This is a genomic window from Mycobacterium sp. (assembly GCF_050701675.1).
Taxonomy (GTDB): Bacteria; Actinomycetota; Actinomycetes; order Mycobacteriales; family Mycobacteriaceae; genus Mycobacterium.
In genome coordinates this window covers 1-11,932 of sequence record NZ_JBOGDD010000369.1, presented here as the reverse complement: position 1 = coordinate 11,932, position 11,932 = coordinate 1, and the positions used below count along the sequence as shown (strand labels likewise).

Genomic DNA, 11,932 nt, shown 5'->3' with positions numbered 1-11,932 from the left:
CCTTGGCCCGTTCGAGCGTTCGGGTGAAGTTGCAAAAGACCACGTCGAGGATCGTCAGCGCCCGCCGTAGCGACGACGAGTTGTTCCGCATGGGCGTCTCCGTTGTGCATTGCAAAATGACGAGTTGCTGTGCAATGAGCATAGGACGCCGCAGACGGAAACGCCAGACGAACGGAGCACGAATCGACGGATCGAGCGGACTCATAAAATCCCGGCAGATTAAAATTGGGCCAGGTTGCGCACGCATGCCCGAGGGTTGATGGTGACGGGACACGATTGAATCCGCCCCGAGGGAACGACCCCGAGTCGTACCCAAATGGGCGATGGCGAAAGGGGACGTCGTGTTCCGGTGCCGTTCCGACCAGCGGCTCATCACGTGACGCCGACAGGGGGGCCCGCGGATCCACCGTCAGAGCGCCCGCCGCGCATCGTCGTCGTCGGAGGCGGTTTCAGCGGTTCGATGAGCGCGGTGAACATCGCCCGCCTCAGCGAGCGACCACTACGCATCACCGTGATCAACGACAGGGGTCGGGTTGGACGCGGGGTTGCGTACGCACTGAGGCGGCCCGAGTATCTGCTCAACGTCGCGGCACGGAACATGTCCGCGTTTCCGCATGAACCCGATCACTTCTTGCAGTGGTTGCGAACCCGCTCGGAGTTCGAATCGACTCCCGAGATCGAGTTGCGCGAAAGCTTCGTCCCTCGACAGATCTACGGTGACTATCTGCGCTCCATCGTGCAGCACCACTTGCAGAGCCCGGGTGAGGTGACACCCGCCTCGTCGGAGTTCGTCCTCGGCGACGTGATCGACGTCGAGCCGCGCGGGACCGAGTGTCTGGTACGCCTGGCAGATGGATCGGCCATCGAGGCCGACCGCGTTGTCCTGGCCACCGGCAACGAACCGCCCGCCGCGCTGCCGGGAGCCGAAGCGCTCCAGGGTCACCCCGCCTGGATCGGAAACCCCTGGCAAGCATGGGAACAACGCTTACCGCCACACGATGGAAGCATCGTCATTCTCGGCACGGGGTTGACGGCGGTCGATGCCATCATCACGCTGCGGGCCCTGGGGTGGCTTGGCACCATTCATGCGGTCTCCCGCCATGGGTGGTTTCCCCATGCGCACTTTCGTGGCATCGAGTATCCGGACTTCCCCCCGGCAGCCGTCGACCTCACGGCCCTGGGACTCGACGAACTGCTGGCGCTGATCGAAGAGCACTGCTTGATCCTGCACGAGCGCAACGCCAACCCCGCGATCATCGTGGACAAGTTGCGCCCGCACACGCAACACATCTGGAGCTCCTTCAGCCGCGAGGAGCGGCTGACCTTCGCAAGGCAACACGCAGCCCGTTGGAATGTGTTCCGCCATCGCATCGCACCAGATCTCCATTCCCAGATCGCCAGTTCACAACTCACCGGGCAGCTGCGGGTTCACGCCGGATCGATCGTGAGACTGGTGGCGGCGCAGGACCGAATCAACGTCGAGTTGGAGGAGGGCGGTTCACTGACGGGTGATCTGGTGATCAATGCGACCGGACCCTCCACGAAATTCACCGCTTCGAAATCGGTGCTTCTGCAGAACTTGCTCCGCCGGGGCGCGATCGCCCCCGACGCCACCGACATGGGCATCCACCTGGATTCCGATCACACCGTGTTCACCAGCGCAGGCGACCGGTCGCCGTGGCTGCTCGCCCTGGGTCCCATCCTGCGAGGTACCTATTGGGAGACCATCGCCGTGCCGGAGTTGCGGGTGCAGGCGAGGCACGTCGCCGAGACACTGCTCGGCACCGCGCATACCGAAGAGAAGGAGAGCCAGCTTCAGCTGGAGTACATGATCTGAACGGCAGTGCACCCCCCTGCACTGGCTGACGATTCACGACGACGGAGGATGAGATGGAAGCCTGGGACGCGATTCGTGCCCGCCGCAATGTACGGGACTACCTGCCGGACCCCATTCCCGAGGGCGACCTCGACCGCATCGCGGAGGCTGGGTGGCGAGCGCCGTCGGCATCGAACCGCCAGCACTGGGACTTCGTCATCGTGACCGACCGAGATCAGCTCCAGGAGCTCTCCACGGTGTGGCAGGGCGCCCGCCACATCGCATCGGCCGCCGCGGCGATCGCCCTGATCGTCCCCGAACCCGCCGACGAACGGACCAAACTGATCGATCAATACGACCTGGGGCAGGCGACGACGGCGATGACGATCGCCGCCACCGATCTCGGCATCGGCACGGGCCACTCGTCGGTGGGCGATCAGGCCAAGGCCCGCGCCATCCTCGGAGTCCCCGACGATCACCTCGTCTCGTACCTTCTCGGTGTTGGATATCCCGCCGATCGTCCGCTCAAGCCGATCGTGAAGCCCAATCGGCGCCCCTTCCCCGAGGTGGTCCGTCGCGGTCACTGGTGAGAGCGGATGACGTGCCACGGTTGAAAGTCCTGGTGCCGGATGACCTCGGCCTCGAGGCGTTCGCCACACCGCCTAGCATCGAGGCGATTCCCTACCGGCCAGGCGAGCCCTTTCCAGCCGGGCACCGGGACGCGACCGTGGTGGTCGTCGGCTACCGCAACGCGCCTGCGATCGGGGCCAGATTCACTGAGCTGCCCGACCTCCGTCTCGTCCAGACCCTCAACGCAGGCTTCGAGCAGTGGCTGCCGCTGCTCCCCGCCGGGGTGATGCTGTCCAACGGGCGGGGCGCGCACGGCGGCTCGTCGGCCGAGTGGGTGGTGGCCGCGCTGCTTGCCATCTACCGGGACCTCGTGACGTTCGGCAAGCATCAGTCCGACGGCGTCTGGCGGCCCAAGAACACCGAGACCCTCATCGGCAAGCGGATCGTGATCCTGGGTGCCGGCGATCTGGCGGTCAACCTCGCCTCCCGACTCGCGCCGTTCGAGACCGAAGTCACGCTGGTCGGACGACGGACCAGGCCGGGAGTCCACGCGCTGGCAGACGTCGATGGGCCGTTGCGACTGGCCGACGCGGTGGTCGTCATGCTGCCCGCGAGCGAAGCGACCCGACACATCGTCGACGCCGAATTCCTTGCGCGGCTACGCGATGGCACGGTCGTCGTGAACGCGGGCCGGGGAGCTTCAGTCGACACCGACGCGCTCCTGGCGGAGCTGAATTCCGGTCGGCTCCGTGCCGCGCTGGACGTCACCGAGCCGGAACCGCTACCGCTTGGACATCCGCTGTGGTCCGCGCCAGGCCTTCTGCTGACGCCGCACGTGGCCGGGAGCACCGACGGAGCCTGGGAGCGGGCGTGGACCGTCGCGCTCCACCAGATCGAGGCGTACGGCCGAGGTGACCAGCCACCGAACCTGGTGGCGGGACCCGGCACCGACTTGAATCCCTGAATGCGATTCAGCTCGAACACGACGAGGGGCTGAGTGGACTAGCCGCGACCGCTCCACTTGACCTACTATTTGCGTATGAATGCAGGTATGGATGCTTGTAGTCGTCGACTTCCCGACGAGCAAGTGGACCTGGTGGTCGAGGTGTTCCGAATGCTGGCCGATGCCACCCGCATTCAGGTGTTGTGGGCGCTGGTGAGTCGAGAGATGTCCGTCAACGACCTCGCCACTCATATCGGAAAACCCGCTCCGTCGGTTTCGCAGCACCTGGCGAAGCTGCGGATGGCGCGACTCGTGCGGACCCGACGCGAGGGCACCACGATCTTCTACAGCCTCGACAACGACCACATCGGCCAACTGGTCACCGATGCCGTCTTCAACGCCGAACACGCCGGACCGGGCGTACCCGGCCATCACCGCGACGCCGCCGAACTGGCGACCCTGCATTCGGGCACGGTCGCCCGGTCGAAACGGACAGGTGGGGCATGACTCACGACGCTCACCCAGACACCACGGACCACGAACACCACCACGGCCACGAACACCACCACGGCGAACGCGGTGGCAGGATCGGGGCCGCGCTTCGGGAAGTGTTTGCGCCACATGGCCATGACGCCTCCGACAGCATCGACGGAGCGTTGGAATCGAGCGCCGCGGGCATCCGGGCGGTGAAGATCAGCCTGCTCGTTCTCGGCGCCACGTCGATCGCCCAGTTGGTGATCGTGACGGTCTCGGGGTCGGTCGCGCTGTTGGCCGACACCATCCACAACTTCTCCGACGCGCTGACCGCCATTCCCCTGTGGATCGCGTTCGCGCTCGGGACCAAGGCCGCCACGCGCCGTTACACCTACGGTTTCGGTCGCGCCGAAGACCTCGCGGGATTGTTCGTGGTCGCGATGATCACCCTGTCGGCCGTCGTCGCCGGGATCGAATCGATCCGCCGCCTGGTCAACCCCGTACCGATCGAGCACGTCAGCTGGGTCGCCGCCGCCGGTCTGGTCGGCTTCATCGGCAACGAACTCGTCGCCGTCTACCGCATCCGCGTCGGCCGTCGCATCGGCTCGGCGGCGCTCGTCGCCGACGGATTACACGCCCGCACCGACGGATTCACCTCGCTGGCCGTGCTCCTCGGCGCCTGCGGCGTCGCCCTTGGCTTCCCCCTGGCCGACCCCATCGTCGGCCTGCTGATCACCGTCGCCATCCTCGCGGTCCTGCGCACCGCCGTACGGGACGTCTTCCGCCGCCTCATGGACGGCGTCGACCCCCGACTCATCGAAACCGCCGAAGCTGCGCTGGCCGCCGAACCCGGCGTCACCGAGGTGCGCAGCGTCAAGATGCGCTGGATCGGGCACCACCTGCACGCCGATGCCGAACTGGACATCGATCCCTCGATGAGCCTTGCCGCAGCGCACCGGATCGCGCACGAGGCCGAACACACTCTCACCCATGCCGTCCCGAAGCTGTCCACCGCACTGATTCACGCCTACCCCGCCTCTGCCGACACCCTCTGACGGACTGGCGTCGGGCAACCTCCCACCGCGATGTCGACCCGGCGCCCGTCAGGCGGTGAGCAGTCGTGGTCGGGTGAGGCTGGCCGCGGCGCTGCGCAAGGCGGCCAGGATGGTGGTGCGCTCATCGGCGGAACCGGTGGGGTGGACGATGGAAACGCCGATACCGAACGACGGTTCTCCGGAGCCACCGGGGATGGGGATCGCTAGGCCGAGGACGGTCGGGTGGACCTCCCCGTCGTCGACGGCGTACCCGCGCTCGCGGGTGCGTTCCAGCTTCTCTTGCAGCTCGGCCAGTGTGGAGGTGGACTTCTTCGTGAATCCGACGAGATTGCTGGTGTCCCAATAGAGTTCGGCGATCTGGGTCGGTGTCAACTCGGACAGCAACGCGGTACCGACCGCGGTGACCGATGCGGGGTAGCGGTCCCCCACGCTGGCCGACATGGGAAAACGCTGACGGCCCTCGAACACCGCCAGATACAGCACCTGTGCGCCGTCGAGCAACGCGATCTGAACCAGCTGGTGCCGTAACACCTCGGACTCCTCGCAGACGCGGTAGAACTCGCGAAGCTGGTTGAAGCCGGCCAGAAACGCGCTACCCAACTCGACGGTGCGCCGTCCGAGCAGATACCCGGCGCTGCTGCGCCGAACCAGCCCGCCCTCCTCGAGCGCGGTGCACAGATTCGACACCGACGACTTTGCCAGGCCCAATTCACGGGCGATCTCGGTGAGCGTCCGTGGCACTCCGCGGGCCTCCGCGAGGAGGTCGAGGATGCGGATCGAGCGTGTCACCGCCGGCGAATTGCCTGCGCCGCGCTCAGCCTCGTCTGCCATGGCTTCTCCTCGGGTTGAGATATATGTCGGACTCATCGTTGCGGTAGCGCAGCACTGTGCTCAGTAGAACTCGACGGTATCAACGAGGTTGCGCAGCGGAAGCCCGTCGAGAAACCGGGTGGCGTTGTCGGCGAACAACTCGGCGATGAGCCGATCCTCCGCCGAATTGAGGGCCGCGGTGTGCGGACTGACCAGAACCCTGGGATCAGTCCACAACGGGTTGTCGGGCGCCAGCGGTTCGGACGCGAACACATCGAGCGCTGCGAATCCCACATGCCCGTCGCGCAGTGCGTCGATCAGGGCCGGTTCGTCGATGACCGTGCCGCGCCCCACACTGACCAGAGTGAAGCCCGGCCTCGCCGCGCGCAGGACCTTCGCATCCACCAGACCTTCGGTGGCCGCCGTGCCGGGCAGGCTGACCACGATCCCGTCGACATCGCGCGCGGCGTGGGCGAGATCGTCGGGGTGCACGAGCTCGTCCACCCCGGCGACGGGGGTGCCCGATCGACTGGTGCCCACCACCGTGACACCCAATGCGGCGAGCTTGGCCGCCACGACCCGGCCGATACCGCCCAACCCGACGAGCAGGATGCGCTGTTGGCTCAACAACCCCATCTCCCAACGGTCAGTCCAGCGGATGTCGCGTTGCTGCTGAAGTAGCCGCGGCAGCGTCTTGGCCCCGGCGAGCAGACCGAAGAGCGCGTACTCGGCCAGTGGTTCGGCGTGCACCCCGGCCGAGGTGCTGAAGCTGATTCGAGCGAGCTCGTCCTCCGTGAGCTGTGCCGCCTTGACCTGGCTGCCGCCACCGGCGGGCATGGTGTGCACCCACAGCAGGCCCGGGTTGTTACGCACCGTGCGCCGCAGCGCGGCGGGCTGCTCGTCGGGCACGCCGTAGAGCGCCTGCGCCGAGTCGACCAGTTTGTCGAAGGCCTGCTGCTCATCGGCGGCACGACGGAAGGACGGATCCCCGGCGTGGTCGCCGGCAAAGCGTTGCGGTGCCAGCAGCGACTGATCCCGGACGAAGTCGATGCGCGGCTCCGCCCGCACGACGCGGTCGATCAGTTCTTCACTGATTGGGGTAGAGGCCACCACCCGCAATCGCTCGGGACGTGGTCGCTGGGGTGTCGGGTTGAAAGCCACGGTGGTGCCCTCTCTCTGGTAGTGGCGTCGATCATATCCTGTGTTCAACCAGTTGAACAGTGTCCATTCCACCTATGTACGAATCTTCACTCTGGCGAATTTTTCGGATTTTGTTCGCTCTATTGAACTCAGTTCAGCATTGTCGTATGGTGAAGATCACATCGGGACTCGTCCCATCACATGAATCACCAGCGGGATCAAACATCGGAGAGCGGACATGGCTGAGCAGCACCCATCGTCGTCCGACGCCCATCGCGGCAGCGACGATCCCGACTACGCACGCAACCTGAAGCGAGCCACCTTGGCCGCCTCGGTCGGCAGCGCCCTGGAGTACTACGACTTCGCGTTGTACTCGTTGGCCTCGGCACTGATCTTCGGCAAGATCTTCTTCCCGGCACTCGGCGCCTCGGCAGGCACCGTTGCCAGCCTCGCCACGCTGGCGATCGGCTTCCTCGCCCGGCCCCTCGGTGGCCTCTTCTTCGGCACCCTCGGCGACAGGCTGGGCCGCAAGTGGGTGCTGATGCTCACGATCGCCCTGATGGGCGGAAGCAGCACGCTGATCGGTGTTCTGCCCACCGCCGAACACGTCGGGGTCCTTGCGCCGATTCTGCTGGTGATCCTGCGCATCGCCCAAGGATTCGGGGCCGGCGCCGAGCAAGCCGGGGCCACGACCCTGATGGCCGAATACTCACCGGTGCGGCGGCGCGGCTTCTACTCGGCGCTGCCCTTCGTCGGCATCATGCTCGGCACGCTGATGGCATCGGCGGTGTTCGTCGGCCTCGGGCAGGTACCCGAGGATGCACTCCTGGGCTGGGTCTGGCGGGTCCCGTTCCTCGCATCGATCTTCCTGATCGCGGTGGCTGTCATGATCCGCCTCCGACTCAAGGAGAGCCCCACGTTCGTCAAGCTCGAGAAGCAGGATCAGGTCAGCCAGAAGCCGTTCCGTGAGCTCATGCAGACGTCCCGCTCGACCGTGTTGCGCGGCATCGGCCTGCGGATGGCCGAGAATGGCGGCTCCTACATCTACCAAACGCTGACGATCACGTACGTGAGCACCCTGGGTGTGCAGAAGTCCATCGGACCGCTGGCGGTGGTGATCGGCGCCGCCATCGGGTTCATCACGATCCCGTTCGCCGGCGCACTGTCGGACAAGTACGGCCGGATGAAGGTGTACCGGGTGGGTGCCGTCATCCAGCTCGCACTCGCCCCGGTGGCCTGGCCGCTGCTGTCGCTGGGCAATCCCGTCGTCACCGTCATCGTCATCGCGATCTCCTACGGCGTAGGCGTCAACGTGATGCTGGGAGCCCAGTGCGCCGCTCTGCCCGAACTGTTCGGCTCCCAGCACCGCTACATCGGAGTCGCCGTCTGCCGCGAATTCAGCGCCATCATCGCCGGCGGCATCGCCCCCTTCGTCGGCGCACTGTTGCTCGGCTGGTTCAACAACTCCTGGATTCCGCTCGCGGTGTACGTCATCGTCCTCACGCTGATCACGCTGTACGCAACGTTCCACACGCCGGAGACACGTGCCCGCGACCTCACCCTGCTCACCGACGCGGCGAACGACACCGAAGCCGACATCGCCGCCAGGCCAGGGCCGCTCGACCACTCCTACCGCACCACCGACGCCAGCCGGCCCGTCCCCGCCTGAACTCCACAACCCACCCGAGAAGGCAAGTCCCCCATGCGCATTGCCCGCATCGCCACCCGAACCGGCCAGCATCACGTCGTACAGGACTCCGACCGGTGGTTGGAGATCGTCGACCCATTCGCCACACCGCCACGGTTCACCGGCAGCGAGTATCCGGTCGGGACGGCGCGGCTCCTCGCGCCGGTCGAGCCGCTGGTCGTTCTCGGGATGGCGCACAACGGGCCCGGTGACCGCGAGCTGCCGCGGCAGGCTTTCCTGAAGTCACCGCGGACCGTCATCGGTCCCGATGACGACATCCTGGTCGACGAACGGCTGGGCCAGGTGAACATCGAAGGCGAGTTGGCCGTCGTCATCCGGCACCGTTGCCGCAACCTCACGCCCGAGCAGGTGCCGGGGGCCATCCTGGGCTTTACCATCGGCAACGACGTGACGGCGGTCGACCAGGTGGCGTTCGACGAGAAGATGACGCAGTCCAAGAACGGCGACGGCTTCACTCCGATCGGCCCATGGATCGAGACCGACCTCGACGCCTCGGTCGTGCCGATCACCGTCCACGTGAACGGCGAGGAGCAGGCGAGCGCCAGCACAGCGGACCTCGCCTGGAGCATCACCGAGCAGCTGGTCTACCTGACCTCCTACCTCAGCCTCGGCCCTGGCGACGTCGTACTGTCCGGCGCCCCCGGCACTTTCACCCCGGTCAAGCCCGGCGACCACGGCGCGATCACGCTCGGCGGTATCGGCACGCTGTCCAACCCGGTGCGCGCACGATGACACCACCCGATCTGACCGTCAGTGCCCGTCTGTTCCACCTGACCGGCCGGTTGGCCGTCGTCACCGGGTCGAGTAGGGGTATCGGGCTGGCCATTGCAGCGGGGCTCGCCGGGGCCGGCGCCAGGGTCGTCCTCAACGGGATGGACGAGACCCGACTCGAGCGGACCCGCGACATGCTGAGCGAGCGGTTCGGCCCCGACATGGCGCACGCTGCCCGGTTCGACGTGACCGACCCCGAACAGGTCCGCTCCGCCATAACGGATATCGAAAGGCGTATCGGGCCGATCGAGGTATTGGTGAACAACGCCGGGATGCAGCATCGCGAGCCATTGCTCGACGTGAGCCTGGACAACTGGAACCGCGTGCTGAACGTCGACCTCACCAGCGCATTTCTGGTCGGTCGCGAGGTCGCGCGGCACCAACTGCGCCGAGGATCCGGCAAGATCATCAACATCTGCTCGGTGCAGACCGATCTGGCGCGGCCGTCGATCGCCGCCTACACCGCCGCGAAAGGCGGTTTGCGCAACCTCACTCGCGCCATGACGGCCGAGTGGGCCGCGGGCGGACTGCAGATCAACGGCCTGGCACCGGGATACATCCACACCGAGATGACGCAGGCACTCGTCGACGACGCGGCGTTCAACACCTGGATACTCGGGCGCACCCCCGCTGGCCGGTGGGGCACCGTCGACGACCTCGTGGGGCCCGCCATCTTCCTCGCCTCCCCCGCCTCCTCGTATATGAACGGTCAAGTGCTGTTCGTCGACGGTGGCATGACTGCCGTTGTCTAGCACCTTCTTTCGGATCTGAAAGGAACTGCCATGCCCGAGCCCTCGGCTCAACAGCCCGTGTTGGTGCTGATGGGTGTCGCCGGCTGCGGAAAGTCCACTGTCGCCCGTCTGCTCGCCGGCCAACTGGGCTGGGACTTCCAGGAAGGCGACGACCTACACACGGCGCAGAACGTCGACAAGATGGCGTCCGGGCAACCGCTGACCGACGCCGACCGCAGGCCCTGGTTGGATGCCGTCGCTTCGTGGATTCGTGAGCACGAATTCGCAGGCATCCCCGGCGTCATCACCTGTTCGGCACTGAAACGCGAATACCGAGACCGGCTCCGCGGACCCCATGTGGAGTTCATCCACCTCACCGGCTCTCAAGACGAGATCCGAAACCGGTTGTCAGCGAGAATCAATCACTACATGCCCCCAGCGCTGCTGGAATCCCAGCTCGACTGCCTGGAACCCGCCGCCGCCGACGAGCGCGTCCTCACCATCAGCGTCGCCGCGCGGCCCGCGGAGATCTCCGCCGAGATCATCCGGCGACTCGGGCTTCATCCCGAGGCCTTCTCGTCAGCGTTGGGTGCACAGGCTCCCGGCTACTCGTCAGCACCTCCGCTGGACGACTTCTGAGACGACTGGTTGCCGACGGCGAGCAACCCGCCGCGACCGATCACCACGAACAGAGGCCCCGCGGGGTCAGCCGCGGTGCCTCGAAGGACCGGGTCGAGCCCGTTTATTGCAGCTGGCAGGTATGCGGGATGGTTGGCAGCAGTAACGACACCCGACCCTAGAGCGCGGACCGTGGGGCTATGACCGCGGTTGAAGTGTGAACGCCGCCTTCCGCAGGAGGGGACGTCGAGACGGTCGATGCAGCCGAGCCGAGCGGGCCGACTCGGATGGAACGCGGATCGCGCGATCGATGTCGCAACTGTCCCCCGACGAACGAGCCGTCGTGCTTCGGTGTTTCTACTGGGGTTGGACGACCGGCCAAGCGGCCGCTGATCTCGAGATAAGCGACTGCGCCGTCAAATCGAGATTGCACGACGCGCTGCAGATGCTCCTGACGCACGGTGCGACCGCGCGATCCAGCGCTGCGGGCAAGGACGTTCAGGCCTGTTGACGACGGGCCGTCCGGTAGCTGGCAGGCGATCCCAAATCACCGGAAGCTCCTGGGATTTGGCGTAGAGATTGCTGTGGCCGTGCGTCGTCATCGCCGAGCGCGCCGCGCAATTCAGCAAGAACGACCACCACCTCTGACGAAATGGTTCTCCATAACGACAACTCGACCGGACCCGCGGACCCATAATTGGAATGTGGCCAACCCGTTTCGCGGCGTTCGTGCCGAGGAGGCACCGTCCGTGCTGGTGTTCGACGTCAACGAAACGCTCATCGACATCGAGTCCCTGGGCCCGACCTTCGAGCGCATCTTCGGAGACGCCGCAGTGTTGCGTACCTGGTTCGGCGAGTTGGTGACGTATTCGATGACCCTGACCCTGTCGGGCCTGTACGTCGACTTCTTTGGCCTTGGCCAGGCAATACTGCAGATGGTTGCGGAGATTCGCGGGGTCGAACCGACCGAGGACGACCAGCGCAAGCTGGCCGAGGCCATGCGCACCATGCCTGCACATGCCGACGCGGCGCCAGGTTTGGAGCGGCTGGCGGCCGACGGTTACCGCCTGGCCACGTTGACCAACTCCCCGCATCGGCCGAACGTCCCATCGCCCCTGGACAACGCGGGGTTGAGTCAGTACTTCGAGCAGCAGTACACCGTTGACTCGGCGGGCGTCTACAAGCCCTCGACCCATCTGTACCGCCGGGTGGCATCCGACATGGGCGTACCGGTGTCGGAGTGCATGATGGTTGCCGCGCATGCGTGGGACACCATCGGAGCGCAGAGCGCGGGTA

General features: G+C 66.0%; 13 protein-coding genes. 11 read left to right on the top strand and 2 right to left on the bottom strand.

The features are described 5' to 3' along the window. Nucleotides 1-376 precede the first annotated feature (376 nt). The 5 genes from ACRDUX_RS10985 to ACRDUX_RS10965 all read left to right on the top strand — a co-directional run bounded on the left by ACRDUX_RS10985 (nucleotide 377) and on the right by ACRDUX_RS10965 (nucleotide 4,858). Nucleotides 377-1,837, top strand: a complete 1,461-nt coding sequence (locus tag ACRDUX_RS10985; RefSeq protein WP_526413773.1) for an FAD/NAD(P)-binding protein — start codon at nucleotides 377-379, stop codon at nucleotides 1,835-1,837. 53 nt (nucleotides 1,838-1,890) lie between these two features. Then, nucleotides 1,891-2,406, top strand: a complete 516-nt coding sequence (locus tag ACRDUX_RS10980; protein ID WP_526413771.1) for a nitroreductase family protein — start codon at nucleotides 1,891-1,893, stop codon at nucleotides 2,404-2,406. Between the two features lie 11 nt (nucleotides 2,407-2,417). Next, complete coding sequence (locus tag ACRDUX_RS10975; RefSeq protein ID WP_526413769.1) at nucleotides 2,418-3,350, top strand: NAD(P)-dependent oxidoreductase; 933 nt, start codon at nucleotides 2,418-2,420, stop codon at nucleotides 3,348-3,350. A gap of 75 nt (nucleotides 3,351-3,425) precedes the next feature. After that, nucleotides 3,426-3,836, top strand: a complete 411-nt coding sequence (locus ACRDUX_RS10970) for an ArsR/SmtB family transcription factor (protein WP_526413767.1) — start codon at nucleotides 3,426-3,428, stop codon at nucleotides 3,834-3,836. Next, nucleotides 3,833-4,858 (top strand): cation diffusion facilitator family transporter, encoded by a 1,026-nt coding sequence (locus tag ACRDUX_RS10965; RefSeq protein WP_526413765.1) that lies wholly within the window; start codon nucleotides 3,833-3,835, stop codon nucleotides 4,856-4,858. Before ACRDUX_RS10970 ends, ACRDUX_RS10965 begins: the two co-directional genes overlap by 4 nt. Before the next feature lie 48 nt (nucleotides 4,859-4,906). On the opposite strand, the gene ACRDUX_RS10960 is transcribed toward ACRDUX_RS10965, so the two are convergent. Both ACRDUX_RS10960 and ACRDUX_RS10955 read right to left on the bottom strand, forming a co-directional pair. Then, nucleotides 4,907-5,689 (bottom strand): IclR family transcriptional regulator, encoded by a 783-nt coding sequence (locus ACRDUX_RS10960; RefSeq protein ID WP_526413763.1) that lies wholly within the window; start codon nucleotides 5,687-5,689, stop codon nucleotides 4,907-4,909. 60 nt (nucleotides 5,690-5,749) lie between these two features. Then, on the bottom strand, nucleotides 5,750-6,781 hold the full coding sequence (locus ACRDUX_RS10955; RefSeq protein WP_526413761.1) for a D-2-hydroxyacid dehydrogenase: 1,032 nt from the start codon (nucleotides 6,779-6,781) through the stop codon (nucleotides 5,750-5,752). Between the two features lie 265 nt (nucleotides 6,782-7,046). On the opposite strand from ACRDUX_RS10955, the gene ACRDUX_RS10950 reads away from it, so the two are divergent. The 6 genes from ACRDUX_RS10950 to ACRDUX_RS10925 form a co-directional block, all read left to right on the top strand. Continuing rightward, the gene (locus ACRDUX_RS10950) at nucleotides 7,047-8,477 is read left to right on the top strand and encodes an MFS transporter (protein ID WP_526413759.1); all 1,431 of its coding nucleotides are present in this window, start codon (nucleotides 7,047-7,049) and stop codon (nucleotides 8,475-8,477) included. A gap of 33 nt (nucleotides 8,478-8,510) precedes the next feature. Next, nucleotides 8,511-9,248: a fumarylacetoacetate hydrolase family protein gene (locus ACRDUX_RS10945; RefSeq protein ID WP_526413757.1), complete on the top strand. Its 738-nt coding sequence runs from the start codon at nucleotides 8,511-8,513 to the stop codon at nucleotides 9,246-9,248. Continuing rightward, entirely contained in the window at nucleotides 9,245-10,039 is a 795-nt protein-coding gene (locus tag ACRDUX_RS10940; protein ID WP_526413755.1) for an SDR family oxidoreductase, read from the top strand. The genes ACRDUX_RS10945 and ACRDUX_RS10940 overlap by 4 nt, the downstream gene beginning before the upstream one ends. A 30-nt stretch (nucleotides 10,040-10,069) precedes the next feature. Then, nucleotides 10,070-10,657, top strand: a complete 588-nt coding sequence (locus tag ACRDUX_RS10935) for a gluconokinase (RefSeq protein ID WP_526413754.1) — start codon at nucleotides 10,070-10,072, stop codon at nucleotides 10,655-10,657. A gap of 196 nt (nucleotides 10,658-10,853) precedes the next feature. Beyond that, a complete protein-coding gene (locus tag ACRDUX_RS10930; protein WP_526413752.1) occupies nucleotides 10,854-11,147 on the top strand; it encodes a sigma factor-like helix-turn-helix DNA-binding protein in 294 nt (97 codons plus the stop codon). A 193-nt stretch (nucleotides 11,148-11,340) separates the two neighbouring features. Then, on the top strand, nucleotides 11,341-11,932 hold a 592-nt coding region (locus ACRDUX_RS10925), incomplete at its 3' end, for a haloacid dehalogenase type II (protein WP_526413750.1).